Source organism: Ottowia oryzae (genome assembly GCF_003008535.1).
Lineage (GTDB): Bacteria > Pseudomonadota > Gammaproteobacteria > Burkholderiales > Burkholderiaceae_C > Ottowia > Ottowia oryzae.
The window spans coordinates 1,244,467-1,269,454 of the sequence record NZ_CP027666.1; the positions used below are offsets into that span (position 1 = coordinate 1,244,467).

A 24,988-nucleotide genomic window follows, 5' to 3' on the forward strand; every position below is an offset into this window, starting at 1 on the left:
GGTGCGTGGCGTACTTCCACCGAGACCATGCCGCTTTCCTGCTGTGCGACGACAGCGGTGCGGCGCTGGATGGCGGCGGCTTTCACATGCACCTGCTCGTCCAGGATGTGGACGCGTGGTGGCTGCACGTGCAGGCCACGGGCGTGGCCGAGGCGTTTGCCGAGCACGGTGTGCACGTCGGCGCTATCCAGCAGCAGCCCTGGCGCATGCGCGATTTCACGCTGACCGACCCTTCTGGCGTGGTCTGGCGCATCGCGCAAAACACCGATTGAGCGGGGCGGCAGCGCCCGGTTAGGCGCGGCGGGCTGCGGTATCGTTCGGCCATGGCCCTCGATTCGCCCCTGCCCACCGACCGCGCGGCCCTGTTGGCGCGCCTGGCCGAGCCCAAGAAGTACGACATCGCCATCGTCGGCGGCGGCGCTACCGGCCTGGGCGTGGCCCTGGACGCGGCTCAGCGCGGGCACAGCGTGGTGCTGATCGAGGCGCGCGACTTCGCCAAGGGGACCTCGTCGCGCGCCACCAAGCTGGTGCACGGCGGTGTGCGCTACCTGGCACAGGGCAATGTCCACCTGGTGCGCGAAGCCTTGCACGAGCGCGTGCACATCCTCGCCAGCGCGCCGCACCTGGCGCAGCCGCTGGCTTTTGTCATGCCGTCGTACAAGCTGTGGGAAACGCCTTTCTACGGCATGGGCCTGAAGATGTACGACGCGCTGGCCGGCAGCGCCGGCCTGGGGCGCACCGAGTGGCTCAATAGCCGCGAGACGCTTCGCCAGCTGCCCGGCGCGCAGCCGCAGGGGCTCAAGGGCGGCGTGAAATACTGGGACGGCCAGTTCGACGACGCGCGCCTGGCGTTGGCCATTGCCCGCACGGCCGCCCAGCATGGCGCGCTGCTGGTCAATTACTGCGAAGCCGTCGATGTGCTGCACGACGCGGGCCGCGCCGTGGGGCTGGTCGCGCGCGACGCCGAGACGGGGCGCGAATTCCGCATCCAGGCTGGCTGCGTGGTCAACGCCACCGGCGTTTGGGTGGATGTGTTGCGTGAGCGCGACGCCGAAGCGGCCGGGCAAACCGCCGCGCCGCTGGTTGCGCCCAGCCAGGGCGTGCATCTGGTGGTCGACCAATCCTTCTCGCCCGGCGACCACGCCTTGCTGGTGCCCAGCACCGCCGATGGCCGCGTGCTGTTCGCCGTGCCGTGGCTGGGCCAGCTCATCCTGGGCACCACCGACACGCCGCGCACCGACGTGCCCCTGGAGCCGGGCGCGACCGAGCCCGAAGTCGACTTCATCCTGCGTGAGGCCGGCAAATACCTTAAGCGAGCGCCTACTCGCGCGGACATCAAGAGCCGGTGGGCCGGGCTGCGCCCGCTGGTCAAGCCCACAGTCGCGGACGGCGACACCGCTGCGATCAGCCGGGAGCACACCGTCCTGGTCGGCAAATCGGGCATGGTCACCGTCACGGGCGGCAAATGGACCACCTACCGCGCCATGGCTGCCGACGTGCTGGCACGGTGCACCCAAGCGGGCGTGCTGCTGCCGCGTGGCGCCTGCGCAACGGCGGGCTTGCACTTGGTGGGGGCGGGTGGCGCAGGAGGCGCGCAGCGCGTGTCCATCACCCAGCCGCCGGGGCTGCATCTGTATGGCAGCGAAGCCGCCCAGGTGAACGCGCTGCCCGGCGCCGACCGCTGGCTGGCGCCGGGGCTGAGCGAGGCGATGGTGCGCTTTGCTGTGAGGCATGAGTACGCCCGCACGGTCGAGGATGTGCTGGCAAGGCGCTCTCGGCAGCTGTTTCTGGACGCCGCCCAGGCCGCCACGGCCGCGCCGCAGGTCGCTGCTGTCCTGCATGAAGAGTTGGGCGCTGACGGGCAGTTGGCTTCGTTTCTGGAATTGGCCGCGCACTACGGGGCGAACCCGCGCACACAGTCTGGCGCCACGATTCACGCAAAGAGTTGACATTCGAGAATGAGCCTGCCACAATGGCGGGCTTCACCCAATTTGGGTGGAAATCTGCCCCAATCGCTGGTGCGGCGCCGAATGTTTTTCGGCGCAATGTTTTCAGCGGCGGGCCCAAGACTGATCCAGCTTACGCATTGCGCCCGCCGGCTCCGGTGAGCGGCCGAGCTGGGTGCAAGTTGGGAAACATTTGAAATGATCCAGACTGAATCTCGACTCGAGGTCGCCGATAACACCGGCGCCAAGTCCGTCCAGTGCATCAAGGTGCTGGGTGGCTCCAAGCGCCGCTATGCGAGCGTTGGCGACATCATCAAAGTCAGCATCAAAGAAGCTGCTCCGCGTGGTCGCGTGAAAAAAGGCGAGATCTACAGCGCCGTGGTGGTTCGCACTGCCAAGGGCATTCGCCGTGGCGATGGCTCGCTCATCAAGTTCGACGGCAACGCCGCCGTGCTGCTCAACAACAAGCTGGAGCCCATCGGCACCCGCATCTTTGGCCCGGTCACGCGCGAACTGCGCACCGAGCGGTTCATGAAGATCGTGTCGCTGGCTCCTGAAGTCCTGTAAGAAAGGCGCGTCATGAACAAGATTCGCAAGGGCGACGAAGTCATCGTGCTGACCGGCCGTGACAAGGGCAAACGCGGCACCGTGTCGCTGCGCGTGTGCCCTGAGCGCGTGGTGGTCGATGGCATCAATGTCGTCAAAAAGCACGCCAAGCCCAACCCCATGAAGGGTGTGACCGGCGGCATCATCGAAAAATCGATGCCCATCCACCAGTCCAACGTAGCCATCTACAACAAGGCTTCGGGCAAGGCTGATCGCGTTGGTATCAAAACCCTGCAGGACGGTACCCGCGTGCGCGTGTTCAAGTCCAGCGGCGAAGAAATCAAGGCGGCGTGAGGTTAAAAATGGCACGACTGCAACAACACTACCGCGAAAAAGTGGCGCCCGAACTGATCAAGAAGTTCGGCTACAAGTCGCCCATGGAAGTCCCGCGCATCACCAAGATCACGCTCAACATGGGTGTGAGCGAGGCGGTTGCCGACAAGAAGGTGATGGACAACGCTGTCGCCGATCTGACCAAGATCGCCGGCCAGAAGCCCGTGGTCACCAAGGCCAAGAAGGCTATCGCTGGCTTCAAGATCCGCGAACAGCAGCCCATCGGCACCATGGTGACGCTGCGCGGCGTGCGCATGTACGAATTCCTGGATCGTTTCGTTACCGTGGCCCTGCCTCGCGTGCGTGACTTCCGTGGTATTTCGGGTCGTTCGTTCGATGGCCGCGGCAACTACAACGTGGGCGTCAAAGAGCAGATCATCTTCCCTGAGATCGAGTACGACAAGGTGGATGCCCTGCGCGGCCTGAACATCAGCATCACCACGACGGCCAAGACCGACGACGAAGCCAAAGCGCTTCTGTCGGCCTTCCGTTTCCCGTTCAAGAACTAAGGTAACGACGTGGCAAAAGTAGCTTTGATCGAACGCGAACTCAAGCGCGAGAAACTCGCCGCCAAGTACGCCAAGAAGCACGCCGAGCTGAAGGCCATCGCCAACGACGCCAAGCGCAGCGACGAAGATCGCGCGCAAGCCCGTCTGGCGCTGCAAAAGCTCCCGCGCAACGCGAACCCCACCCGTCAACGCAATCGTTGCGAACTGACCGGTCGTCCGCGTGGCACCTTCCGCCAATTTGGTCTGGGGCGCGCCAAGATCCGTGAACTCGCCTTCGAAGGCCAGATTCCGGGCGTGACCAAGGCCAGCTGGTAATCGGCAGGAGAGAACAACATGAGCATGAGTGATCCCATCGCCGATCTGTTGACCCGCATCCGCAACGCGCAGATGGTGGCCAAGCAGACGGTGTCGGTGCCGTCCTCCAAAGTCAAGGTGGCGATTGCCCAAGTCCTGAAGGACGAAGGCTATATCGACGACTTTGCTGTGAAGTCTGACGCCGGCAAATCCGAACTCGAAATCTCGCTGAAGTACTACGCGGGCCGCCCGGTCATCGAGCGCATCGAGCGCGTCAGCCGTCCTGGCCTGCGCGTCTACAAAGGCAGCACGTCCATTCCTCAGGTCATGAACGGCCTGGGCGTGGCGATCGTCACCACCCCGAAAGGCGTGATGACCGACCGCAAGGCGCGTGCGACCGGTGTGGGCGGCGAAGTGCTGTGCTACGTCGCCTAAGGAGAAGTACACATGTCACGTATCGCAAAAATGGGCGTGTCTGTGCCGACTGGCGTGGACGTCCAGCTGAAAGATGAGCTGATCACGGTCAAAGGCACTGGTGGCGAGCTGAAGCTGGCGCCAAATTCGCTGGTCAAGATCAGCATTGAAGACGGCAAGCTGTCTTTCGTGCCCGTCGATGAGTCGCGCGAAGCCAATGCCATGAGCGGCACCATGCGTCAAATGGTGAACAACATGGTGGTCGGCGTCAGCAAGGGCTTTGAGAAGAAGCTGACCCTGGTGGGTGTGGGCTACCGTGCGCAAGCGTCTGGCAACAAGCTGAACCTGGCCATCGGTTTCTCGCACCCCGTCAACTTCGAGATGCCTGCCGGCATCAGCGTGGCCACTCCGACGCCGACTGAGATCGTCATCAAAGGTGCCGATCGCCAGAGCGTTGGTCAGGTGGCGGCCAAGGTGCGCGAAGTGCGTCCGCCCGAGCCTTATAAGGGCAAGGGCATCCGGTATGCCGACGAACGCGTCGTCATCAAGGAAACCAAGAAGAAATAAGGACCTGCATCATGTTGACCAAGAAAGCGCAGCGTCTTCGTCGTGCACGCCAGACGCGCATCCGCATCGCCGAAAAAGGCGTGGCGCGCCTCTCCGTGAACCGTACCAACCTGCACATCTACGCCACTGTGGTGTCGGAAGATGGCGCCAAGGTGCTGGCCAGCGCATCCACCGCAGAAGCCGAAATGCGCAAGTCGCTGGGTGCTTCGGGCAAAGGTGGCAACGTTGCCGCCGCAGAAGCCATTGGCAAGCGCATCGCTGAGCGCGCCAAGGCCGCCGGCGTGGAAAAGGTTGCCTTCGACCGCGCAGGTTTCGCATACCACGGCCGCGTCAAGGCGCTCGCCGAAGCAGCCCGTGAAGCGGGTCTGCAGTTCTAAGACGGCAGGACAGACAAATGGCAAAGTTTCACGCTAAGACGCAGGGTGACGGTCCCGAGGACGGCCTGCGCGAGAAGATGATTGCGGTCAACCGCGTGACCAAGGTGGTCAAGGGCGGCCGTATTCTGGGTTTCGCCGCGCTGACCGTGGTGGGCGACGGCGATGGCCGCGTCGGCATGGGCAAGGGCAAATCCAAAGAAGTGCCTGCTGCCGTGCAGAAGGCCATGGAAGAAGCGCGTCGCAACATGCTGAAAGTGTCGTTGAAAGACGGCACCATTCACCACGACGTGACGGGTCACCATGGCGCTGCCAAAGTGATGATGGCGCCCGCCCCTCGCGGTACCGGCATCATCGCGGGCGGCCCGATGCGCGCCGTGTTTGAAGTGCTCGGTATCACCGACATCGTGGCCAAAAGCCACGGCACGTCCAACCCGTACAACATGGTTCGCGCCACGCTGGATGCCCTGCGCAACAGCACGACGCCTTCCGAAGTGGCTGCCAAGCGCGGCAAGTCGGTTGAAGAAATCTTCACCGCCTGATCTGGAGTTTCGTCATGGCAACTGAACAGAAAACCGTCAAGGTTCAGCTGGTGCGCAGCCCGATCGGCTGCAAAGAGTCTCATCGCGCCACCGTGCGTGGCTTGGGGCTGCGCAAGCTGAACAGCGTCAGCGAACTGCAGGACACGCCTGCGGTGCGCGGCATGATCAACAAGATCGACTACCTGGTCAAGATCGTCTGAGGAATCGGATCATGGAACTCAATACCATCAAACCCGCCGAGGGTTCTAAGCGCCCGCGCCGTCGCGTCGGTCGCGGCATCGGCTCGGGTCTGGGCAAGACCGCCGGTCGTGGTCACAAAGGCCAGAAATCGCGTGCTGGTGGCTACCACAAGGTCGGTTTTGAAGGCGGCCAGATGCCGCTGCAACGCCGTCTGCCCAAGCGCGGCTTCAAGTCCGCTTCGCTGAAATTCAACGCTGAAGTGACACTGTCGGATCTCGATCGCCTCGAAGTCGCTGAGATCGACGTCCTGACGCTCAAGAAGTCGGGCCTGGTGCGTGAAATCGCCAAAGTCGTCAAAGTCATCAAGTCGGGCGAACTCAAGCGCGCGGTCAAGCTGACTGGCGTGGGTGCGACGGCCGGTGCCAAGGCGGCTATCGAGGCTGCCGGCGGTTCGGTCGCCTGATCGGCGCGTTGCAAAGACCTGATTTGAAGGTGATCCAGTAGTGGCCACGAGCGCAACGCAAATCGCGAAGACCGGCAAGTACGGCGACCTGCGTCGCCGTCTGGTGTTCTTGCTGCTCGCGCTGGTGGTGTACCGAATCGGCGCGCATATTCCCGTGCCCGGTATCAACCCCGACCAGCTGCGTCAGCTGTTCCAGGGGCAGCAAGGCGGCATCCTGAACCTGTTCAACATGTTCTCGGGTGGCGCGTTGTCGCGCTTCACGGTGTTTGCACTGGGGATCATGCCGTACATCTCGGCCTCGATCATCATGCAGCTGATGACCTATGTCGTGCCAACCTTCGAGCAAATGAAGAAGGAAGGTGAGGCAGGTCGTCGCAAGATCACGCAGTACACCCGTTACGGCACGTTGGCGCTGGCCTTGTTCCAATCGTTCGGCATTGCCGTGGCATTGGAAGCGCAGCAAGGCTTGGTCATGAGTCCTGGCTGGGGCTTCCGCGTGACGGCGGTCGTCAGTCTGACGGCAGGAACGATGTTCCTGATGTGGCTGGGTGAGCAGATCACTGAGCGCGGGCTGGGCAACGGCATTTCGATCCTGATCTTCGCAGGTATTGCTGCGGGCCTGCCGAACGCGGTGGGCGGTTTGCTGGAACTGGTGCGCACCGGTGCTATGAGCATCATCGTGGCCTTGTTCATCGTTGTGCTCGTCGTGGCGGTGACGTACTTTGTGGTGTTCGTGGAACGCGGGCAGCGCAAGATACTGGTCAACTACGCCCGCCGGCAGGTCGGCAACAAGGTCTACGGTGGTCAGTCCTCGCATTTGCCGTTGAAGCTGAACATGGCTGGGGTGATTCCCCCGATCTTCGCTTCCTCCATCATCTTGCTGCCTGCCACTGTGGTGGGTTGGTTCAGCGCAGGTGATTCGATGCGTTGGCTCAAGGACATGGCGTCTGCTCTGACGCCTGGCCAGCCGATCTATGTGCTGCTGTACGCAACCGCCATCATCTTCTTCTGTTTCTTCTACACGGCGCTGGTGTTCAACAGCCGCGAGACAGCAGACAACCTGAAGAAGAGCGGCGCGTTCATCCCGGGCATTCGCCCAGGTGAGCAGACTGCCAAGTACATCGACAAGATCCTCATGCGGCTGACGCTGGCCGGTGCGATTTACATCACCGCCGTGTGTTTGTTGCCCGAGTTTCTGATCCTTCGCTACAACGTCCCGTTCTACTTCGGTGGTACGTCGCTGTTGATTCTGGTGGTGGTGACCATGGATTTCATGGCTCAGGTTCAGAACTACATGATGAGCCAGCAGTACGAGTCGCTGCTCAAGAAGGCCAACTTCAAAACGTCTCTGCCCGGCTGACGGGTCGACACAGTCAAGGAAATCGGGCAAGAGACGGTAGGTCTCGGCACCCAAGAAAGTTTTAGGAGAGTGAAATGAGAGTTTCAGCTTCGGTCAAGAAGATCTGCCGCAACTGCAAGATCATCCGCCGCAAAGGCGTGGTCCGCGTCATCTGCACCGACCCGCGCCACAAGCAGCGTCAGGGTTGAACGCGCGCTGCCCGCACGATAGTTAACAGGATAAGAGCACATGGCACGTATTGCTGGTATCAACATTCCGCCGCACAAGCACACCGAAATTGGCTTGACGGCTATCTTCGGCATCGGTCGTTCGCGCGCTCGCAAGATTTGTGAAGCCTGCGGCATTCCCTTCGACAAGAAAGTCAAGGACCTGACCGACGCCGACCAAGAAAAGCTGCGCGACCAGATCGGTCAGTTCATCATCGAAGGTGACCTGCGCCGTGAAACCACGATGAACATCAAGCGCCTGATGGACATCGGCTGCTACCGTGGCTTCCGCCATCGCCGTGGTCTGCCCATGCGTGGCCAGCGTACGCGCACCAACGCCCGCACCCGTAAGGGCCCGCGCAAGGCAGCGCAGTCGCTCAAGAAATAATCAAGGAACTGCTGAACTATGGCCAAAGCACCCTCCAACGCCGCCCAGCGCGTTCGCAAGAAGGTCCGCAAGAACATTGCAGACGGCATCGCGCACGTGCACGCGTCGTTCAACAACACCATCATCACCATCACCGACCGCCAAGGCAATGCCTTGTCTTGGGCATCTTCGGGCGGCCAGGGCTTCAAGGGCTCGCGCAAGTCGACGCCGTTCGCTGCGCAGGTCGCTTCGGAAGTGGCGGGTCGCGCTGCTGTGGATCAGGGCATCAAGAACCTGGACGTCGAGATCAAGGGCCCCGGCCCAGGTCGTGAGTCCTCGGTGCGTGCGCTGGCCGCTCTGGGTATCCGGATCAATTCGATCTCGGACGTCACCCCGGTCCCGCACAACGGCTGCCGCCCGCAAAAGCGCCGCCGTATCTGATACTTCGCTCTTTCAACTAAGCCCACCGCCGCAGCGGCAAGTGTCGCGCGCGGCTCCCATGGCGGTTTGGCCATGGCAGATGACTAAGCAAGGAATTTCAAGTGGCACGTTATCTTGGCCCGAAGGCCAAACTTTCCCGCCGTGAAGGCACCGACCTGTTCCTGAAGAGCGCACGCCGCTCCATCAGTGACAAGGCCAAGTTCGACACCAAGCCCGGTCAGCACGGCCGCACCTCCGGCCAGCGCACGTCCGACTACGGTCTGCAGCTGCGCGAGAAGCAGAAGGTCAAGCGCATGTACGGCGTGCTTGAAAAGCAGTTCCGCCGCTACTTCGAAGAAGCCGATCGCCGCCGCGGCAACACCGGCGCCAACCTGCTGTCACTGCTTGAGTCCCGCCTGGACAACGTGGTGTACCGCATGGGCTTTGGCTCTACTCGCGCCGAAGCGCGCCAGCTGGTGTCTCACAAGGCTGTGACGGTAAACGGCAAGCCCGTGAATATTCCGTCGTACATGGTCAAGACCGGTGACGTGGTTGCCGTGCGCGAGCAGTCGAAGAAGCAGAACCGCGTCGTCGAAGCGCTGCAACTGGCTGGCCAGGTGGGCTTCCCCGCATGGGTCGAAGTGAACGCCGACAAGGTCGAAGGCACCTTCAAGAAGACGCCTGACCGCGACGAGTTCGGCGCCGACATCAACGAATCGCTGATCGTCGAACTGTATTCGCGCTGATTCTTGCTTTTTAGCGCCCTTTTTGTTCCGACCCGCCTTCCAGGCGGGTTTGGTGCTTCACCAGCCTTACCGGTGTAACGAGCCGGGGGTATTGAGAGGAAGTCTAGAGAATGCAAACCCAACTGCTGAAACCCAAAGCCATCAACGTCGAGCCGATCAGCGACAACAAGGCCAAGGTCACGCTGGAGCCGTTCGAGCGCGGCTATGGCCACACCCTGGGCAACGCGCTGCGCCGCGTGCTGCTGTCGTCGATGTTGGGTTACGCGCCCACCGAAGTCACCATTGCGGGCGTGCTGCACGAGTACTCGAGCATCGACGGCGTGCAAGAAGACGTGGTCAGCATTCTGCTGAACCTCAAAGGTGTGGTGTTCAAGCTGCACAACCGCGATGAAGTCACGCTGAGCCTGCGCAAGGATGGCGAAGGTGTCGTCACCGCTGCCGACATCCAGACGCCGCACGACGTCGAGATCATCAACCCTGAGCATGTGATTGCCAACCTGTCGCAAGGCGGTAAGCTGGACATGCAGATCAAGGTCGAGAAGGGCCGTGGCTACGTGCCTGGCACGCTGCGCCGCTACGCCGACGAGCCGACCAAGTCCATCGGCCGCATCGTGCTCGACGCTTCGTTCTCGCCCGTCAAGCGCGTGAGCTACGCCGTGGAGAACGCCCGCGTCGAGCAGCGTACCGACCTGGACAAGCTGGTCATGGAGATCGAGACCAACGGCGCCGTGACTGCGGAAGACGCGGTTCGCGCTTCGGCCAAGATCCTCGTGGAACAGCTGGCGGTGTTTGCGCAGCTCGAAGGCTCCGCCATCGAAGGTATCTTCGAACAATCGTCGCAACGCAGCAGCGGTGCGTCGAGCTTCGATCCGATCCTGTTGCGTCCTGTGGACGAGCTGGAACTGACCGTGCGCTCGGCCAACTGCCTCAAGGCAGAGAACATCTATTACATCGGTGACCTGATCCAGCGCACCGAGAACGAGCTGCTGAAAACGCCGAACCTCGGCCGCAAGTCGCTCAACGAAATCAAGGAAGTGCTGGCTTCGCGCGGCTTGACGCTGGGCATGAAGCTTGAAAATTGGCCACCCACCGGCCTGGACAAGCGCTGATTGATCAAGTTGGCTGCTGGCGCCCGTCCATCAAGCGCCAATAGCTATGAAAAGCATAGTATTCACGTGCAAGGGCCGTACCTGATACGGCGGCCCTCTTAATAAGCAACCGAAAGGAAAAAGCACCATGCGTCACGGTCTCGGCCTTCGCAAACTCAACCGCACCAGCGCGCATCGCCAAGCGATGCTGCGCAACATGATGAACTCGCTGCTGCAGCACGAAGCGATCAAGACCACGGTCCCCAAGGCCAAGGAACTGCGCCGCGTGGTGGAGCCGATGATCACGCTCGGCAAGACCGACACCGTGGCCAACCGCCGCCTGGCGTTTGCCCGTCTGCGTGACGACGCCAACGTGGCCAAGCTGTTCAACGACCTGGGCCCGCGCTTCAAGGCGCGTCCGGGCGGCTACACGCGCATCCTGAAAATGGGTTACCGCGTGGGCGACAACGCACCGATGGCTTTTGTTGAGCTGGTGGATCGCGTTGAAGCATCTGACGAAGACAAAGCAGAATAACTCTGCTATACTCACAGGCTTACCGCGCGATGGAGCAGTCTGGTAGCTCGTTGGGCTCATAACCCAAAGGTCGGAGGTTCAAATCCTCCTCGCGCAACCAAGTTGCCTCAAAAAAGCCCACCAATCGGTGGGCTTTTTTGTTGCCTATCTGGTCTTCGGGGAAAACGCGCTCGATTCGCGCTTATGTGCTGGCAATGTCCGCAGCGGTCGTAGGCGCAGACATGCCTACCAGCCCTCTCGGCGCAGAACAAACGGGCTTTCCACGCTGGGCTTGCCATCGCGCGGCAGGGTTTGCCAGGTGCCGCGGATCTCGGCGCCACACTTGGCGGGCGTCAGCTGGCCGCTCCAGAACGCGTACAGGCTCTTGCCGTCCAGCGATTCATCGAGGTTGAACTCCCCCGCTTCGACATCGCCCGAGGCGATGGAGCGTTGCGTACCGTAGCGGAACTCGCCACGCAGGCTTTCGCTGAATTCGGGGTGTTGGCGCAGCGTCAATTGCCCTCGCTGGCCGGTGGCTATCAGCTCCAGCTCCCAAGTGCCGTACAACTGCGCTGAACGCAGCCGTGTGACGTCTGGGCATTCGGCGTCTGAAGCCAAACTGGCCGAACTGGTAGCAGGGCCGCTGGGCAGCGTGGTGGACGGGCTAGCGCAGCCCACCAACAGGCATAGCGCTGCTGCAAATGCGACGGCGACGGGCAAGCAGGGGGAAGTCATGGTGGAAGTCACTCAGGGGGCAGTCGGTGGGGCGGCGTTCGCACTTTGGGCACGGCCCGCAAACTCCGCGCGCAGGGCGGCCAGCTTGGCCCGGGGGTCTTCGCGGACGGTCGCGCTGTTCAGCGCCATTTCGGCAATGAATCGGCTGGGCTGGGCGGGCACCAACTCACGTGCCTTCTTGCGCCGCCGCGTCCAGCTGACGGCCAGGGTGCGCTGGGCCCGCGTGATGCCCACGTACATCAGGCGGCGCTCTTCCTCAATGCGGGCGGCCAGCGCGGCGGCGTCGCCATCGTCGTCGGGCCGGAACGGCAGCATGCCCTCCACCACGCCGGCCAGGATGACGTGCGGCCATTCCAGGCCCTTGGCGGCGTGTAGGGTCGACAGCGTCACCATGTTCGGGTCTTGCTCGCGCTCGTTCAGCGTGGAGATGAGCGACACGGTTTGTGCCACTTCCAGCAGGGAGCTCAGCTCACGGGGCGCGTTGGCGCCCGTGCCGTCTTCAATCTGCCCGCCGCATCGCCCGGCCATCCAGTCGCAGAACTCCAGCACGTTGGACCAGCGCGACGCAGCGACGGTCTCGCTGTCCTCGCCGTCGTACAGGTGCTGCTCGTAGCCGATGTCCTTCAGCCAATCGGCGAGGAAGGTGCGCGCCGCGTCTTGCCCCACGGCTTGCCCTGCGCGATACCGCAAGTCGTTGATTTCGCGGCCGAACTCCTGCAGGCTGCCCACCGCCCGCGCGGGCAGGGCGCTGCCCAGCGACTGAGCGAACAAGGCGCCAAACAAGGACAGGTGCGATCGGCTGGCAAAGTCGCCCAGCTGCGCCAGGCTTTGGTGGCCGATGCCGCGCTTGGGTGTGGTCACGGCGCGCAAGAAAGCCGGGTCGTCATCCTCATTGATCCACAGGCGCAGCCAGGCGCACAGATCCTTGATTTCGGCGCGGTCGAAGAAGCTTTGCCCGCCGGTGACTTTGTACGGTATCTGCGCGCGGCGCAGGGCCTGTTCCAGCACGCGCGCCTGGTGGTTGGCACGGTAGAGGATGGCGAAGTCGCGCCATTCCTTGTGCGGCGACGTTTGGCGCAAAGACAGGATGCGCGCTGCGGCCCGCTCCGCCTCGTGTTGTTCGTGGTCGCAGTCGACCACGCGCACGGGCTCGCCCTCGCCCAGCTCGGAATACAGCGTTTTCGGGAACAGCTTCGGGTTGGGCCCGATCACGTTGTTGGCCGCCCGCAGGATGGCGCTGGTGGATCGGTAGTTTTGCTCCAGCTTGATGACCCGCAGCGCAGGGTAGTCCTGCGGCAGGCGCTTCAAATTGTCTAGCGTGGCGCCGCGCCAGCCGTAGATGCTCTGGTCGTCGTCACCCACCGCCGTGAAGTTGCCGGCGCTGCCTACCAGAAGCTTCATCAACTCATACTGCGTGGCGTTGGTGTCCTGGTATTCATCCACCAGCGTATGGGCCAGTCGCGCTTGCCACTTCTGCGCCAGAAGCTCATCTTTTCGTAGCATACGCAGCGGCAGACCGATAAGGTCGTCGAAGTCCACGCTCTGATAGGCGCTCAGGCGTTCTTCATACCGCGCCATCAGCTCGGCCGTGTGGCGCTCGCTTTCGGACCTGGCCTGGGCCTGGGCCTCGGCGGCGGTCAGCCCGGCGTTTTTCCAGCGGCTGATGTTCCATTGCCACTGGCGCGCGGTGGCGGCGTCGGTGGTGGCGCCGCAGTCCTTGATGAGCGAAAGCACGTCGTCGCTGTCGAGGATGCTGAACTGCGGCTTCAGCCCGGCGGCGGCACCATCCTCGCGCAGCAGGCGCACGCCCAGCGCGTGAAAGGTGCAGATCAGCACCTCGCCAGCGGCCTTGCCCACCAGACCGCGCGCGCGCTCGCGCATTTCGGTGGCGGCCTTGTTGGTGAACGTGATGGCGGCGATGCGCTTGGGCGCCACGCCGCATTCGATCAGCTTGGCAATCTTTTGCGTGATGACCCGGGTTTTGCCGGAGCCGGCACCTGCCAGCACCAGGCAGGGGCCGCGTAAGTGGTTGACCGCGTCTTGCTGCGCGAGGTTGAGACCGGAAGAAGACAAGGAAATGCGCCGACCAAATCGTCAATCTTAGCCTGCATGTGGCGCGCCGCACCCGTACACATCCGTATGCGAAATGCGTCACGAACGCGCGGAATTGAGGTCATTCGATGTAATCCGAATTGGGCGATCTGCGTTCCAATCAATGCGCCGTTCGGCCCCTCAGCCTGCAGGCGCACCGGAGCGAACGTACAACGCGACAAAAGGGACACACCAAAATGAAGAGACAACGCGCCTACGCCCCCTTGCTGGCTGTGGCAGCGACATTGTTCGCTGCCGGCCACGCCTCGGCTCAAACCCCGGCAGCGGTGCCCGCTCCGGCTGCCAAGGCCCCACCCATCGCCGCACCCGCGGTGGTGCGCCTGTCGCCCACCGTGCAATTGGCGGGGCAAACGCTGCACCTCAACGGCAAGGGCACGCGCTACCGCGCCGTGGTGCGCGTGTACGACATCGGCCTGTATGCCACGACCAAGGTCAGCTCGCTGGAGCAACTGGCCGCCGCGCCTGGGCCCAAGCGCTTGCAGCTGATCACGCTGCGCGAGCTCAAGGGCGACATGCTCGGCGTGGCCATGGTGCAGGGCATGCAGGACAACGCCCCATCGGGCGAGCGGATCAAGCTGATCCCGCAGATGGAGCGCCTCAGCCGCATTTTTGGCGCAGAGCCGAGCGCGGCCGCTGGCACCGCGTTGACCATCGACTACGTGCCCGGCAAGGGCACGGCCTTTTACCTCAACGGCGAGCAAAAAGGCGAGGCCGTGGCCGACCCCAGCTACTTCATCGCCGTGGCGCGCATCTGGCTGGGCAACAAGCCGGCGGACGCCACCTTGAAAGATGCCCTGCTGGGCATCGAAGCCAAGCGCGCCGAATCCGGCGGCGGCTGAGGCCGCGCATGGCATCATCGACGGCCGCGTGCAAGTGGGCCTTGCGCGCGGCCTCGCTTGCTTGCCATCCTCGCTGTCACCTTTCCGTTCTTCGCCTTGGTGCTTTGCGGCTACCTGGCCGCGCGTGCGCGCCTGCTGCCGCTGGACGCGGTACCCGGGCTGAACATCTTCGTGCTGTACTTTGCGCTGCCGTGCATGCTGTTCCGGTTCGGCAGCAGCACGCCGCCCCATCGCCTGTTTGATCCTGCGGTGGCGGCGCTGTGGCTGTTGTGCGGCGCGGTCGTCATCGCCGCCGCCGCCTGGCAGGCTCGCGCGCGCGGCGCAGGCTGGCCCGACGCCGCCATGGGCGCGTTGGTGGCCGCATTTCCCAACTCGGGCTTTATGGGCGTGCCGCTCATCCTGGCGCTGTTGGGTGATGCCGGGGCGGGCCCGGTCATGGCCACACCGCTGGTCGATCTGGTGGTGACCACCTCGGTTTGCATTGGCCTGTCGCAATGGGGCGCCGCGACGGAGCACGGGCCGGCGCGCGCGGTGCTGCGCGCGCTGCAAGGGGTGCTGCGCAACCCGATGCCGTGGTCGATCTTACTGGGCGCGCTGTTCGGCGTGCTGGGTGTCGGGCTGTGGGCGCCGCTGGGGCGAACGGTGGCGCTGCTGGGCGATGCGGCGTCGCCGGTCGCGCTGTTCACCATCGGGGCGGTGCTGGCACGTTCACAAATGCGCCCGACGGCGGCGGCGGGCGATTCTGCACGCCTTCAAGACGCGCCGCTGCTGTCCGGCTTGAAATTGCTCTTGCACCCGTTGCTGGTGTGGGGATTGGGCTGGCTGATGGTTGGCCAGGGCTGGATGGCGCCGTCCATGCTGGTGCCGCTGGTCATGGCGGCGGCGCTGCCGGCGGCCAGCAACGTGTCGCTGCTGGCAGAGCGGTTTGGCGCAGACAACGGCCGCATCGCGCGGGTGATCCTGTGGTCCACCGCGCTGGCATTCTTCAGCTTTTCGGGCTTTGTCGCGTTGATGACGTGAGGGGCGCGTCAATGTCGCCGCGGGCCTGAGCGGGCGACAAAAAACGGACTGGCCAGCGCCGCGAGTCCGTTTTGCGCTACCAAACGGTCCAAGCGCGTGGCTCGGCCCGGTGCAGTCAATTACTTGTGATGTGGCTGCGCGGGCAGGTTCAAAGGCTGAATCTGCTTGATTTCGGCGTCCAGCTCGGCCTTGGGCATGGTGGTGACGGTTTCGCGGATCACGCCGCCGCCCAGCACGCTGCCGGAAGCTTCGCTGTTCTTGCCGTTCACACGGTTTTCGCAATCGACCTTGTAGAAGGCGGGCAGGTTGGCGCAGCGCTGCAGCTCGTTGTGGCGCGCCTGCTCGGGCGTGACGGTGGTCAATTGCGCGCCACGGGCGTTGCGCGCTTCCATGCGGGCCGCGCTTTTATCCATGTTGGTCTCGGCGGGCGTCATCTGGGCCAGCACGGGCAGGGTGAAGGCGCTGCCCAGGGCCAGCACGGCGAACATCTTTTTCATTGGCTTACCTCTTTCTGTGTGCGTTGGCGCCACCCCAGGGACGGGGCGGCAACATCACGCGGCCATCGAGGGTAGGCGCCCCGTTCAGGCCGTATGCAAGTGCGCAGTTTAGGCCGCCGCCAGCGCGCGGCCTGTCGGACAAGGCCGCAAACTGCCTTGCGCCGCGGGGCCAGGTTCACACCGCCAGCGGATCCACATCAATGGCCCAGCGCAGCACGGCGCGGTGCTCGGGCGAAGCGCGCAAGGCGTGCAGGATGGGTTGGCAGGCCGCCAGCACACGCTGCAAGGCCACTCGCGACGGGCTTTCCAGCAGCATCTGCGCGCGCTCGATATTGGCCACGCGTTGCACGGTCAGCGGCACGGCGGGGTACCAGGTCACGGTGTCGAAAGCCCCGGCCAGCTCGCCCTGCGCCAGCGATTCGGCCGCGGCATCGGCCGCGGCGACCAGAAAGCCTTGCGCCGCCTCCTGCGTGCGGGCCTCGGCGCGCAGCAGGGCCAGGTGGCTGAACGGCGGCAGGCCAGCCTCGCTGCGTTCCTTGAGCTGTTCGGCGGCAAAACCAGGGTAGTCGTGCAGCTTCAGCGCGGCAAACAGCGGGTGCTGGGGGTACTGGGTTTGCACCCACATCTCGCTGGTGGCGCCGCTGGCGGCATCGCGCCCGGCGCGCCCGGCGGCCTGCATCAACAGGGCGAAAAGGCGCTCAGGGGCGCGAAAGTCGCTGGCATACAGCGCCCCATCGGGGTTGACGGCCGCCACCAGCGTGACACGGCGAAAGTCGTGCCCTTTGGCCACCATTTGCGTGCCGACCAGCACATCCACCTCGCCGTCGTGCACCTGCGCCAGCTGCGATTCCAGCCGCCCCGCGCCGCGCGCCGAATCGGCGTCGATGCGCAGCACACGCGCGCTGCTGCCGTCGGGGCGATGGACGTTGGCCAGCAGCCCCACCAGTTGCTCTTCCAGCTGTTCCGTGCCGCGCCCCAGGGTGCCGATGTCGGCGTTGCCACAGCTGGGGCAGGCGTGCGGCACGCGCTGGGTGAAGCCGCAGTGGTGGCAGCGCAGCGTGCGGTCGATCTTGTGAAACACCTGGTAGGCGCTGCAGTGCGGGCATTCGCTTTTCCACCCGCAATCGGCGCAGTGCAGCACCGGCGCCCAGCCGCGGCGGTTCAGCAGCAGCAGCACCTGCTCGCCACGTGCGATGCGCTCGCCAATGGCCTCCAGCAGGGGCGGCGCCAGCAGGGCGCCCTTGGGCTGGCGGTTCATGTCCACGCGCCGCACGCGGGGCAGACCGGTCGTGGCGTCTTCGCTGGCGGCGGTGCCGATGCGCCGCGGCATGGCCAGGCGCTGGTAGCGGCCCGGCCCGTCGGGCTCTGGCGTGCTGGCCCACCAGCTTTCCAGTGACGGCGTGGCCGAGCCCAGCACCACCTTGGCGCCGCACTGGTGGCCGCGGTAGATCGCCAGATCGCGTGCCGAATAGCGCGCGCCTTCCTGCTGCTTGTAGCTGGGGTCGTGCTCTTCATCCACGACGATCAGTGCCAGCTGCGGGATCGACGCCATCACCGCCACCCGCGTGCCCAGCACGATGCGCGCGCGGCCCAGGTGCGCGGCCAGCCAGTTGCCCAGGCGCTGCGCCGGTGTCAGCCCGCTGTGCAGTGCGACCACGGCGTCGGCGCCAAAGCGCTCGGCAAAGCGCGCTTCGAGTTGCGGGGTCAGGTTGATCTCGGGCACCAGCACCAGCACCTGCGCGGCGGCGTCGCGCGACAGGGCGTCGGCCGCTGCGCGCATGTACACCTCGGTCTTGCCGCTGCCGGTGGCGCCAAACAGCAGGAACGGGCCCGCGCCGCTGTCGATGGCCTGCAGCGCGGCGGCCTGCTCGGCCGACAGGGGCAGCGACGGGCTGGGCGGGGTGGCCACGGCGCCAGCGGGGCCTTGCCGCTTCAGGCGCCGCGCCATTTGCACGCTGGTCAGGGTGCGCAGCTGTGGTGGCAAGGCGGCCAGCGCCACTTCGCCCAGGGCGCGCTGGTAATAGCGGGCGGCAAAGGTGATCAGCGCCCGCCAGTGCGCGTCCAGTGGCGCCAGGCCTTCCAGCGGGGCCACGGGGCGCACCTGCGGCGCCAGTTCGGGCGGGGGCGCGGGCAAGTCGCTGTGCCACACCACGCCCAGCACCTCGCGCTTGCCCAGGGGCACGCGCACCAGCGTGCCTGGCGCCAGGGGCTGGTCGCTGCGGTAGGTCAGCGGCTCGGCCAGGTTGCTGTGGGCGGGCGTGGGCACCGCCACGGCCAGCCAATGGGGTGCGCCGGCAGCGGTGCTATCAGGATCAACTTGCACTGGCGGCGCTAAGTCCTTGATTTGAAATCGATTGGCCAGTCATGCCCAATTTCTGTGGATAACTTTGTTGAGAACCCGGGCCCAACCGCCTGAAAGGCCCGCCAGACAAGGGTTTGCTTAGCTTGCCCAGCAAAGTGGCACCCCTCAATTTCTATACAAATCAATCACTTAGGCGGTGTTGGCGGGTTGTCCACCCGGCGAAACAGCTGGCTTTTTCGGGTTTCGGCGTTTTGTGTATAAGTCAAGCCTTTGGAGGCGATTTATTTGCAGAAAAACCGTACTGCGGCGGTTGACGAGGCCGGCTTCGCGTCGTAGGCGTCGGCCCGTCCGTGGCCGGTGCGGGCTGGGCCTGCGCCCGGCCGGGCGGCGTCAGCCCTGGCGCAGCGCCCTGGAATGGCGGTGCACCTCTTCCACCAGATGCGCGACGTGCTCTGGCGGGGTGAATTGGCTGATGCCGTGGCCCAGGTTGAAGATGTGGGTGCTGCCCGGCGCGGCGCGGTCGGTGTGCGGGGCGCCAAAGCTGTCCAGCACGTGGCGCACCTCGGTGCGGATGGTCTCGGGCGGGGCGAACAGCACGTTGGGGTCGATGTTGCCCTGCAGCGCCTTCGGCGTGGTCGATGCAGTTTGTTTTTGGCCGCTGGCGCTGGAGGAGTCTGCGCCGGTAGCTATGTTTGTTGTAGCGTTTTCTGCCGCGGCCTGCTGCACGATCTGGCGCGCTCGGCCTAGGTTCATCGTCCAATCCAGGCCCAGCACGTCGCAATTCAGTCCGGCCATTTCAGGCAGCCACAGCCCGCCGCCTTTGGTGAAGACGATGCGCGGTACCACGGCGCCGTCGGCGCCCGTGCGCTTGAGCTGCGCCAGCACGCGCCGCGTGTAGGCCAGGCTGAACGCCTGAAAGGCCCCGTCGGCCAGCACGCCGCCCCAGCTGTCGAACACCATCACCGCCTGCGCACCCGCGTCGATCTGCGCGTTCAGGTACTGCGCCACCGCGTCGGCGTTGATCTGCAGCACGCGGTGCATCAGGTCGGGGCGGGCGTACATCAGCGTCTTGACCTGCCGGTAGTCCGAGCTGCCGCCGCCTTCGACCATGTAGCAGGCCAGCGTCCACGGGCTGCCCGAAAAGCCGATCAGCGGGACGCGGCCGTTCAGGGCCCGGCGGATGCTGGTGACCGCGTCGAACACGTAGCGCAGCTTGTCCATGTCGGGCACGGCCAGCGCGGCCACGGCGGCCTCGTCGCGCACCACTTTCTCAAACTTGGGGCCTTCGCCTTGCTGAAATGACAGGCCCAGTCCCATGGCGTCGGGCACGGTGAGGATGTCGCTGAACAGGATGGCCGCGTCCAGCGGGTAGCGCGCCAGCGGCTGCAGCGTGACCTCGGTGGCGTAGTCCACGTTCGTGGCCAGACCCATGAAGCTGCCCGCCCTGGCGCGCGTGGCGCAGTACTCGGGCAGGTAGCGGCCGGCCTGGCGCATCAGCCAGACGGGGGTGTGGTCGGTGGCCAGGCCCAGGCAGGCGCGCAGGAAGGTGTCGTTTTGCAGGGAAGGGAAGCTCATCCGCCAGATTGTCGCAGGCGCACCGGCGCAAGCGGCCTGCGGCGGGTTGGCGGCGCCCATCGCGGCGCAGCCAGGCATACGGCGCAAGCGGGACTGGGCGCGGGGCAGGGCGGCTTTGTCCTACGGCGCGAGCGTGCGAATGCCCGACACGCGGATCGGCGCCCAGCCGGCGGCCCGGCGCCGGCGCGGCAAGCACACTTCGTTCACCCCTTTCGGCGCAGACCCGCACCGCCAGGGGCCGAGGGATCTTCCGGCAGACATTTCCGGCCCCGCCCATCCACACCGACGCGCCTCCTCCGAGGCTGAAGGACACGCCAGATGCTTCACTACGCCGTTGTTTTCTTTGTCATCGCCATCATCGCGGCCTTGCTGGGTTTTGGCGGTATCGCTTCCGGTGCTGCAGGTATCGCCAAGATCCTGTTCATCGTGTTCCTGGTGCTGGCGGTGGTTTCGCTGGTAGCCAACCTGATCAAGAAGTAGCGCGCCGGGCGTCAAGCCAGCGCACTGCCTTATCGCAACGTTTTGTGTTCCCTGATCGCCAAGCGATCCGTTTTTCAACCCCAACCTTTTTTGCAGGAGATTGACCATGAACAAGCATCAAGTGACCGGCCGTGTTGAAGAAGCCAAGGGCGCCATCAAGGAAGCCGCTGGCAAGCTGGTCGGCAATGAAAAGTTGCAGGCCGAAGGCGCCATCGAGAAAAACGCTGGCAAGGTGGAAGCCAAGGCTGGCGACATCGCCAACAAGCTGAAAAAAGCGGCTGAGTAAGTTGGAAGCGCGGCCCGTCCGCGCCAGCCATCAGGCAGGCCGCACTCGGCCAACCCAAAAAAACGCCACCTTTCACGGTGGCGTTTTTCATGCACGTTGACATGCCAAGGCGTGACGGCGTTGTGCCTGAAGAATGGCCAGCGACGTCAGATGAATGAGTGGTGAAAACACCCTCTGGCGCCCGCCAAATGGGCGCTGGCAGCTATCTAATTTGAAGTGGTTCGCCGTCTGGCAGCCGGTGCCCTTCGCAGCGGGGCACGCTCATGGCGCCTTACCGCACCGCGTCGCCAAACACCCTTCGCAGCACCTCGGCATGGGGGTAGGCGTCGCCCGGGTCCACCTTGCGGCGGCGCTCTGGCGCGCAGGGCATGTGGCCCAGGTCCACGTCGGAATGGCGCACCACGCCCGCGCGGGCGATGTGCGGGTTGCGCTGCAGCACGCCGTGCAGCAGATCGACCAGCGCGTTGATCTGCGCAGGCGGAAATGGGTCGCGCCCGTCGCCGTCGTTGATCAGCTCCACCGCGATGGATCGGCGGCTGTACTTCAGCACGTGGTAGGCCACCTGCGATTCCGGCACGCTCGCGCGCACCGTGCCGTCGCGGTCGATCATCCAGTGAATGCCCAGCGTGGGGTGCGCACCAATCACGCGCAGGTTGTCTTCCAGCTCGCCACCGGGCACCCAGATCGGCCGGTTCTGCGCATCGCACGTCGGCCCGCCCGTGGAATGGATGACGACCATGTCCACGGGCTGCGTGCGCGGGCCGCCGGTGGTGCGGGCTTGCGCGGGCCCGCTTGCACAGGCCGCCACGGTGAGCAGAGCTAAGGCACCAAAGCGAACCGTGCGCCGCAGGCGGGCCAGCGCGACGCAGTGCAGCACCTTCAGATCGGTGTGGAAATCGCTGACGCTGTGGCTTGTCACACGCTGGCCCTCTCCAACGTCTGATCGATATCCCAAAGAATGTCCTCCACGTCTTCAATACCCACAGACAGCCGCACCATGTCGGCGCTGACACCGGCGCGCGCCAGTTCATCGTCGTTCAGCTGGCGGTGGGTGGTCGACGCGGGGTGGATCACCAGCGTCTTGGCGTCGCCGATGTTGGCCAGGTGGCTGAGGAATTCGCAGGCGTCGATGAAGCGCTCGCCCGCCGCCGCGCCGCCTTTCACGCCAAACGTCAGGATGCCCGAGGCGCCCGGGCGCCCGTCCACCGCGCGGAACTGCTTTTGCGCCAGCGCGTGGTAGGGCGAATCCGGCAGGCCGGGGTAGTTGACCCAGGCCACACGCGGGTGGTTTTGCAGGAACTGCGCCACCGCCAGCGCGTTGCGGCAGTGCTCGCGCATGCGCAGGTGCAGGGTTTCGCTGCCTTGCAGCAGCAGCCAAGCCGACAGGGGCGACAGCACGGCGCCGAAGGTGCGGTTGACTTCCATGCGCGCCTTCATCGTGTAGCCGAAGTCGCCAAAGGTCTCGTAGAACTTCACGCCGTGGTAGGCGGCGCTGGGCTCGGTCATCTCGGGGAATTGGCCGTTGTCCCACGGGAAGCGCCCCCCTTCCACCACCACGCCGCCCATGGTGGTGCCGTGCCCGCCGATGTACTTGGTGGCGCTGTGCGCCACGATGTCGGCGCCCAGATCCAGCGGGTTGCACAGGTAGGGGCTGGCCACGGTGTTGTCGATCACCAGCGGCAGGCCGTGCGCGTGCGCCACGTCGGCCACGGCAGCGATGTCCAGCACGTTGACCAGCGGGTTGCCGATGGTTTCGCCGTACACGGCGCGCGTGTTGGGGCGGATGGCGGCGGCAAAATTCTCGGGCTTGGCCGGGTCGACAAAGGTGGTCTCGATGCCCAGGCGCCCAAAGCCCACGCCCAGCTGCCCCACGGTGCCGCCGTACAGCGTGCTGGCCGCCACGATGTGGTCGCCGTTTTTCAAGATGGCCAGCAGCGCGGTCATTTGCGCGGCCATGCCGCTGGCGCACGCCAGGGCGGCGCGGCCGTTTTCCAGCGCGGCGATGCGCTCTTCCAGCACCGCCACCGTGGGGTTGGAGATGCGGCTGTACACGTTGCCGAAGGTCTGCAGGTTGAACAGGCTGGCGGCGTGTTCGGCGTTGTCAAAGACGAAGCTGGTGCTTTGGTGGATGGGCGTGGCGCGCGCGCCGGTCACCGGGTCGGGCACGGCAGCGGCGTGCACGGCGCGCGTGGCAAAGCCATAGGCGCGGTCGCTGCCGGGCGGGGGTGGGGGGCTGTGGTTCATGGTGTTTTGGGCTGCCAGAGCAGGTGTGAACAGCGCGGGCAGCTATCAAAAATATAGTTAAACGCAGGCTGGCCGCATCAGTAAGGCAGCACGGTGGGGCGTTTGGCCGAGATCACCCGCGTGTTCACGCCCGCCCAGCCCAGGCCGCCGAAGAGGCGCGCGTGCTCGATCTTCACGCAGCGGTTCTGGATGACCTGCAGCCCGTCGGCTTCGGCGCGCTCTGCCGCGGCGTCGTTGAACACGCCCAGCTGCAGCCACAGGCAGCGCGCGGCGATGGCCACGGCCTCGTCGGCCAGCGGCGGGATGTCTTCGCTCTTGCGAAAGCAGTCCACCATGTCGATGCGCCCGCCCTCGGCGCGCACGGCGGCATCGGCCTCATGCAGCGTGGCGTACGCGCGTTCGCCCAGGATGCTGCCGCCTTCGCGCGCCACCAGCGGGTTGACGGGCACGATGCGGTAGCCGTGCGCCTGCATGTACTTGGCGGCAAAGTAGCTGGGCCGGTGCCATTGCGGCGACAGGCCCACCACGGCCAGGGTGCGGCAGCGGGTCAGTACGTCGCGCAGCGTGCTGATGGTGTCGGGGGTTTGGGGCATGGGCGGATTGTCGGTGGGGGGGGTGAGGCCGGGCGCGGCTCAGGCCGCTGGCTGGCAGAAGCCTTCGGTCGCTTCGCGGCTGCCGTCGTCAAACACCAGCGTGCGTTCAGGCCATTGCAGCGCGGCCAGCTTGAATTCGCGCGTGAGCGGCGCGTGCCGCTGGCGCGCCTGCCAGCGCCCGCCCACGGAATAGTCCACGCAGAACACGTTGGCGCGCTGGCCGTGCCAGGCCAGCGGCGGCACGTGGGCGAACACGTCTTCGTCGGGCAGGGCGGCGCGCGCGCTTTCGGCGGTGCGCTCGTCCGGGTAGCGGCGGCGCCAGTAGTGGCCGACGACCACGGGCAAGGCGTCGGTGTAGTCGTTCCACCAGGTCACGCGCTCGACAAAGCGCCACTTGCCGCCCGCAAAGAACGGCGTGGTGCCGCGCTGCTCTACGCCAGAAGTCAGCACCTTCAGCGGGTTCAGCATCTGCTTGTTGACCTCGTTTTCGGCGTGCGCGGGCATGAAGGGCGGCTGCTCGGCGGGCGATTCCAGATCGCCGCCCCAGCGCGCCAGCTCATCGTGCATGCGCTGGGCGATGTGGGTCTGGCGGCCTTTTTCGCGCGCCGCTTCTTCCCAAGCGTCGTAGGCGCTGATGAGCTGGCCGGACTGCAACGGGCGCACGGCGTCGATTGCGGGCGCCTGCCACGCGGCGTGCACCACGCGCAGGTCGGCTCGCTCCAGCGCCACCGGCCAGTGCGCGGCCACGGCTTGCAGCGCACCGCGCTCGGCCGCCGCGGCGCGGGCAAAGGGCGCGTACTTGGCCTGGTCGCGCTCGGCGCGTTCGTCAAAAAACCAGCCTGCGCCGTCCTTCGGGTCGCCCCGCATCAGGTTGATCTCATGGTTGCCGACCATCGCCTGCGCGTGGCCCGCCTGCACCAGGGCCTGAACCTGCCGCAGCACGGCGGGGCTGTCGGGGCCGCGGTCGCACAGGTCGCCCACGAAGACCAGGCGCCGGCCCTGCGCGTGGCGCCCATCGGCGTCGTAGCCCAGGTGGTTCAGCAGCGCGCGCAGGGCCTGCGCTTCACCGTGGACGTCGCCCACGATATCGATAGGCCCTTCAAACAGCGGCTGGATCAAGCCCATGGTGCTCCTCAGTGTGGTTTGGCAAGAAGGTGAGCGGCAGCGCCACCGGAGGGCGGCGCGCCTGCTTGGGATTTTCGGCGGATTGGCACCCGGCGTCGGGCTGCCTGCCCCAGCCGCGTGCAAGGCGCGCAAAGAGGGGGCGCCCGCGCGACATCGTCCGCCCCAGGCCGTGTAAGCCACCAGCCACGCCGCAGGGGTCAGGCTGAGGCAAGTCAACATGCCGGGGCGCGCTCATGCTACAACCGGTCGTT

32 protein-coding genes and 1 tRNA gene are annotated in these 24,988 nt (G+C 65.2%); 24 read left to right on the forward strand and 9 right to left on the reverse strand.

From position 1 onward, the window contains the following. Positions 1-5: 5 nt before the first annotated feature. From C6570_RS05890 to C6570_RS05985, 20 genes are all read left to right on the forward strand, one after another. The gene (locus C6570_RS05890; RefSeq protein WP_245896316.1) at positions 6-272 is read left to right on the forward strand and encodes a VOC family protein; all 267 of its coding nucleotides are present in this window, start codon (positions 6-8) and stop codon (positions 270-272) included. 51 nt (positions 273-323) lie between these two features. Further along, on the forward strand, positions 324-1,949 hold the full coding sequence (locus C6570_RS05895) for a glycerol-3-phosphate dehydrogenase/oxidase (RefSeq protein WP_106702387.1): 1,626 nt from the start codon (positions 324-326) through the stop codon (positions 1,947-1,949). A 195-nt stretch (positions 1,950-2,144) separates the two neighbouring features. Further along, positions 2,145-2,513 carry a 50S ribosomal protein L14 gene (rplN, locus tag C6570_RS05900; protein WP_106702388.1) on the forward strand — a complete coding sequence of 123 codons (369 nt, stop codon included), beginning with the start codon at positions 2,145-2,147 and terminating at the stop codon, positions 2,511-2,513. Between the two features lie 12 nt (positions 2,514-2,525). Continuing rightward, entirely contained in the window at positions 2,526-2,846 is a 321-nt protein-coding gene (rplX, locus tag C6570_RS05905; protein ID WP_106702389.1) for a 50S ribosomal protein L24, read from the forward strand. Between the two features lie 8 nt (positions 2,847-2,854). After that, complete coding sequence (gene rplE / locus C6570_RS05910) at positions 2,855-3,394, forward strand: 50S ribosomal protein L5 (protein ID WP_106702390.1); 540 nt, start codon at positions 2,855-2,857, stop codon at positions 3,392-3,394. Positions 3,395-3,403: 9 nt separating this feature from the next. Then, positions 3,404-3,709 carry a 30S ribosomal protein S14 gene (gene rpsN / locus C6570_RS05915; RefSeq protein WP_106702391.1) on the forward strand — a complete coding sequence of 102 codons (306 nt, stop codon included), beginning with the start codon at positions 3,404-3,406 and terminating at the stop codon, positions 3,707-3,709. An 18-nt stretch (positions 3,710-3,727) separates the two neighbouring features. Further along, positions 3,728-4,123, forward strand: coding sequence for a 30S ribosomal protein S8 (gene rpsH / locus C6570_RS05920; RefSeq protein WP_106702392.1), 396 nt, complete (start codon positions 3,728-3,730; stop codon positions 4,121-4,123). A gap of 12 nt (positions 4,124-4,135) precedes the next feature. Further along, on the forward strand, positions 4,136-4,669 hold the full coding sequence (gene rplF, locus C6570_RS05925; protein WP_106702393.1) for a 50S ribosomal protein L6: 534 nt from the start codon (positions 4,136-4,138) through the stop codon (positions 4,667-4,669). 11 nt (positions 4,670-4,680) lie between these two features. Continuing rightward, positions 4,681-5,046 carry a 50S ribosomal protein L18 gene (rplR, locus tag C6570_RS05930; RefSeq protein ID WP_106702394.1) on the forward strand — a complete coding sequence of 122 codons (366 nt, stop codon included), beginning with the start codon at positions 4,681-4,683 and terminating at the stop codon, positions 5,044-5,046. 17 nt (positions 5,047-5,063) lie between these two features. After that, positions 5,064-5,585: a 30S ribosomal protein S5 gene (gene rpsE / locus C6570_RS05935; RefSeq protein WP_106702395.1), complete on the forward strand. Its 522-nt coding sequence runs from the start codon at positions 5,064-5,066 to the stop codon at positions 5,583-5,585. A gap of 14 nt (positions 5,586-5,599) precedes the next feature. Beyond that, positions 5,600-5,785 carry a 50S ribosomal protein L30 gene (gene rpmD, locus C6570_RS05940; protein ID WP_106702396.1) on the forward strand — a complete coding sequence of 62 codons (186 nt, stop codon included), beginning with the start codon at positions 5,600-5,602 and terminating at the stop codon, positions 5,783-5,785. A gap of 11 nt (positions 5,786-5,796) precedes the next feature. Continuing rightward, on the forward strand, positions 5,797-6,228 hold the full coding sequence (gene rplO, locus C6570_RS05945) for a 50S ribosomal protein L15 (RefSeq protein WP_106702397.1): 432 nt from the start codon (positions 5,797-5,799) through the stop codon (positions 6,226-6,228). 40 nt (positions 6,229-6,268) lie between these two features. Further along, positions 6,269-7,588, forward strand: coding sequence for a preprotein translocase subunit SecY (secY, locus tag C6570_RS05950; RefSeq protein ID WP_106702398.1), 1,320 nt, complete (start codon positions 6,269-6,271; stop codon positions 7,586-7,588). A 74-nt stretch (positions 7,589-7,662) separates the two neighbouring features. Beyond that, complete coding sequence (gene rpmJ / locus C6570_RS05955; protein ID WP_011481465.1) at positions 7,663-7,776, forward strand: 50S ribosomal protein L36; 114 nt, start codon at positions 7,663-7,665, stop codon at positions 7,774-7,776. A gap of 40 nt (positions 7,777-7,816) precedes the next feature. After that, positions 7,817-8,182, forward strand: coding sequence for a 30S ribosomal protein S13 (gene rpsM, locus C6570_RS05960; RefSeq protein ID WP_106702399.1), 366 nt, complete (start codon positions 7,817-7,819; stop codon positions 8,180-8,182). A gap of 18 nt (positions 8,183-8,200) precedes the next feature. Continuing rightward, on the forward strand, positions 8,201-8,602 hold the full coding sequence (rpsK, locus tag C6570_RS05965; protein ID WP_106702400.1) for a 30S ribosomal protein S11: 402 nt from the start codon (positions 8,201-8,203) through the stop codon (positions 8,600-8,602). Between the two features lie 101 nt (positions 8,603-8,703). After that, entirely contained in the window at positions 8,704-9,327 is a 624-nt protein-coding gene (gene rpsD / locus C6570_RS05970; RefSeq protein WP_106702401.1) for a 30S ribosomal protein S4, read from the forward strand. A gap of 110 nt (positions 9,328-9,437) precedes the next feature. Next, positions 9,438-10,436: a DNA-directed RNA polymerase subunit alpha gene (locus tag C6570_RS05975; RefSeq protein WP_106702402.1), complete on the forward strand. Its 999-nt coding sequence runs from the start codon at positions 9,438-9,440 to the stop codon at positions 10,434-10,436. Between the two features lie 127 nt (positions 10,437-10,563). Continuing rightward, on the forward strand, positions 10,564-10,950 hold the full coding sequence (gene rplQ, locus C6570_RS05980) for a 50S ribosomal protein L17 (protein ID WP_106702403.1): 387 nt from the start codon (positions 10,564-10,566) through the stop codon (positions 10,948-10,950). A gap of 23 nt (positions 10,951-10,973) precedes the next feature. After that, positions 10,974-11,050, forward strand: a tRNA-Met gene (locus C6570_RS05985). Between the two features lie 125 nt (positions 11,051-11,175). Here C6570_RS05985 and C6570_RS05990 read toward each other — a convergent pair. Further along, complete coding sequence (locus tag C6570_RS05990; protein WP_123812228.1) at positions 11,176-11,664, reverse strand: hypothetical protein; 489 nt, start codon at positions 11,662-11,664, stop codon at positions 11,176-11,178. Between the two features lie 12 nt (positions 11,665-11,676). Next, positions 11,677-13,737, reverse strand: a complete 2,061-nt coding sequence (locus C6570_RS05995; protein WP_106702405.1) for an ATP-dependent helicase — start codon at positions 13,735-13,737, stop codon at positions 11,677-11,679. 215 nt (positions 13,738-13,952) lie between these two features. On the opposite strand from C6570_RS05995, the gene C6570_RS06000 reads away from it, so the two are divergent. Beyond that, entirely contained in the window at positions 13,953-14,615 is a 663-nt protein-coding gene (locus tag C6570_RS06000; RefSeq protein WP_106702406.1) for a chalcone isomerase family protein, read from the forward strand. Positions 14,616-14,672: 57 nt separating this feature from the next. Further along, the gene (locus C6570_RS06005; RefSeq protein ID WP_106702407.1) at positions 14,673-15,635 is read left to right on the forward strand and encodes an AEC family transporter; all 963 of its coding nucleotides are present in this window, start codon (positions 14,673-14,675) and stop codon (positions 15,633-15,635) included. A gap of 119 nt (positions 15,636-15,754) precedes the next feature. On the opposite strand, the gene C6570_RS06010 is transcribed toward C6570_RS06005, so the two are convergent. The 3 genes from C6570_RS06010 to hemE all read right to left on the reverse strand — a co-directional run bounded on the left by C6570_RS06010 (position 15,755) and on the right by hemE (position 20,009). Then, on the reverse strand, positions 15,755-16,132 hold the full coding sequence (locus C6570_RS06010; RefSeq protein ID WP_106702408.1) for a hypothetical protein: 378 nt from the start codon (positions 16,130-16,132) through the stop codon (positions 15,755-15,757). A 175-nt stretch (positions 16,133-16,307) separates the two neighbouring features. Continuing rightward, positions 16,308-18,455, reverse strand: a complete 2,148-nt coding sequence (gene priA, locus C6570_RS06015) for a replication restart helicase PriA (RefSeq protein WP_106702409.1) — start codon at positions 18,453-18,455, stop codon at positions 16,308-16,310. A gap of 369 nt (positions 18,456-18,824) precedes the next feature. After that, a complete protein-coding gene (hemE, locus tag C6570_RS06020) occupies positions 18,825-20,009 on the reverse strand; it encodes a uroporphyrinogen decarboxylase (protein WP_106702410.1) in 1,185 nt (394 codons plus the stop codon). Between the two features lie 318 nt (positions 20,010-20,327). Here hemE and C6570_RS06025 point away from each other — a divergent pair, with 318 nt between their 5' ends. Continuing rightward, entirely contained in the window at positions 20,328-20,489 is a 162-nt protein-coding gene (locus C6570_RS06025; protein WP_106702411.1) for a DUF1328 domain-containing protein, read from the forward strand. 106 nt (positions 20,490-20,595) lie between these two features. Continuing rightward, entirely contained in the window at positions 20,596-20,775 is a 180-nt protein-coding gene (locus tag C6570_RS06030; RefSeq protein ID WP_106702412.1) for a CsbD family protein, read from the forward strand. 271 nt (positions 20,776-21,046) lie between these two features. Here the strand turns inward: C6570_RS06030 and C6570_RS06035 are convergent, their stop codons facing one another. From C6570_RS06035 to C6570_RS06050, 4 genes are all read right to left on the reverse strand, one after another. After that, a complete protein-coding gene (locus C6570_RS06035) occupies positions 21,047-21,694 on the reverse strand; it encodes an N-acetylmuramoyl-L-alanine amidase (RefSeq protein WP_106702413.1) in 648 nt (215 codons plus the stop codon). Beyond that, entirely contained in the window at positions 21,691-23,019 is a 1,329-nt protein-coding gene (locus C6570_RS06040) for an O-acetylhomoserine aminocarboxypropyltransferase/cysteine synthase family protein (RefSeq protein WP_106702414.1), read from the reverse strand. The genes C6570_RS06035 and C6570_RS06040 overlap by 4 nt, the downstream gene beginning before the upstream one ends. A 77-nt stretch (positions 23,020-23,096) precedes the next feature. Continuing rightward, entirely contained in the window at positions 23,097-23,612 is a 516-nt protein-coding gene (locus tag C6570_RS06045; protein WP_106702415.1) for a CoA-binding protein, read from the reverse strand. 39 nt (positions 23,613-23,651) lie between these two features. Continuing rightward, positions 23,652-24,737, reverse strand: a complete 1,086-nt coding sequence (locus tag C6570_RS06050; RefSeq protein WP_106702416.1) for a metallophosphoesterase — start codon at positions 24,735-24,737, stop codon at positions 23,652-23,654. Positions 24,738-24,988 lie beyond the last annotated feature (251 nt).

Bases quoted from the DNA above. Each gene is read 5' to 3' on its own strand.
- C6570_RS05895 (WP_106702387.1), top strand. From the start codon at position 324: ATGGCCCTCGATTCGCCCCTGCCCACCGACCGCGCGGCCCTGTTGGCG.
- rplN (WP_106702388.1), top strand. From the start codon at position 2,145: ATGATCCAGACTGAATCTCGACTCGAGGTCGCCGATAACACCGGCGCC.
- rplX (WP_106702389.1), top strand. From the start codon at position 2,526: ATGAACAAGATTCGCAAGGGCGACGAAGTCATCGTGCTGACCGGCCGT.
- rplE (WP_106702390.1), top strand. From the start codon at position 2,855: ATGGCACGACTGCAACAACACTACCGCGAAAAAGTGGCGCCCGAACTG.
- rpsH (WP_106702392.1), top strand. From the start codon at position 3,728: ATGAGCATGAGTGATCCCATCGCCGATCTGTTGACCCGCATCCGCAAC.
- rplF (WP_106702393.1), top strand. From the start codon at position 4,136: ATGTCACGTATCGCAAAAATGGGCGTGTCTGTGCCGACTGGCGTGGAC.
- rplR (WP_106702394.1), top strand. From the start codon at position 4,681: ATGTTGACCAAGAAAGCGCAGCGTCTTCGTCGTGCACGCCAGACGCGC.
- rpsE (WP_106702395.1), top strand. From the start codon at position 5,064: ATGGCAAAGTTTCACGCTAAGACGCAGGGTGACGGTCCCGAGGACGGC.
- rpmD (WP_106702396.1), top strand. From the start codon at position 5,600: ATGGCAACTGAACAGAAAACCGTCAAGGTTCAGCTGGTGCGCAGCCCG.
- rplO (WP_106702397.1), top strand. From the start codon at position 5,797: ATGGAACTCAATACCATCAAACCCGCCGAGGGTTCTAAGCGCCCGCGC.
- rpmJ (WP_011481465.1), top strand. From the start codon at position 7,663: ATGAGAGTTTCAGCTTCGGTCAAGAAGATCTGCCGCAACTGCAAGATC.
- rpsM (WP_106702399.1), top strand. From the start codon at position 7,817: ATGGCACGTATTGCTGGTATCAACATTCCGCCGCACAAGCACACCGAA.
- rpsK (WP_106702400.1), top strand. From the start codon at position 8,201: ATGGCCAAAGCACCCTCCAACGCCGCCCAGCGCGTTCGCAAGAAGGTC.
- C6570_RS05975 (WP_106702402.1), top strand. From the start codon at position 9,438: ATGCAAACCCAACTGCTGAAACCCAAAGCCATCAACGTCGAGCCGATC.
- rplQ (WP_106702403.1), top strand. From the start codon at position 10,564: ATGCGTCACGGTCTCGGCCTTCGCAAACTCAACCGCACCAGCGCGCAT.
- C6570_RS05990 (WP_123812228.1), bottom strand. From the start codon at position 11,664: ATGACTTCCCCCTGCTTGCCCGTCGCCGTCGCATTTGCAGCAGCGCTA.
- C6570_RS06000 (WP_106702406.1), top strand. From the start codon at position 13,953: ATGAAGAGACAACGCGCCTACGCCCCCTTGCTGGCTGTGGCAGCGACA.
- C6570_RS06010 (WP_106702408.1), bottom strand. From the start codon at position 16,132: ATGAAAAAGATGTTCGCCGTGCTGGCCCTGGGCAGCGCCTTCACCCTG.
- hemE (WP_106702410.1), bottom strand. From the start codon at position 20,009: ATGAGCTTCCCTTCCCTGCAAAACGACACCTTCCTGCGCGCCTGCCTG.
- C6570_RS06025 (WP_106702411.1), top strand. From the start codon at position 20,328: ATGCTTCACTACGCCGTTGTTTTCTTTGTCATCGCCATCATCGCGGCC.
- C6570_RS06030 (WP_106702412.1), top strand. From the start codon at position 20,596: ATGAACAAGCATCAAGTGACCGGCCGTGTTGAAGAAGCCAAGGGCGCC.
- C6570_RS06040 (WP_106702414.1), bottom strand. From the start codon at position 23,019: ATGAACCACAGCCCCCCACCCCCGCCCGGCAGCGACCGCGCCTATGGC.
- C6570_RS06045 (WP_106702415.1), bottom strand. From the start codon at position 23,612: ATGCCCCAAACCCCCGACACCATCAGCACGCTGCGCGACGTACTGACC.
- C6570_RS06050 (WP_106702416.1), bottom strand. From the start codon at position 24,737: ATGGGCTTGATCCAGCCGCTGTTTGAAGGGCCTATCGATATCGTGGGC.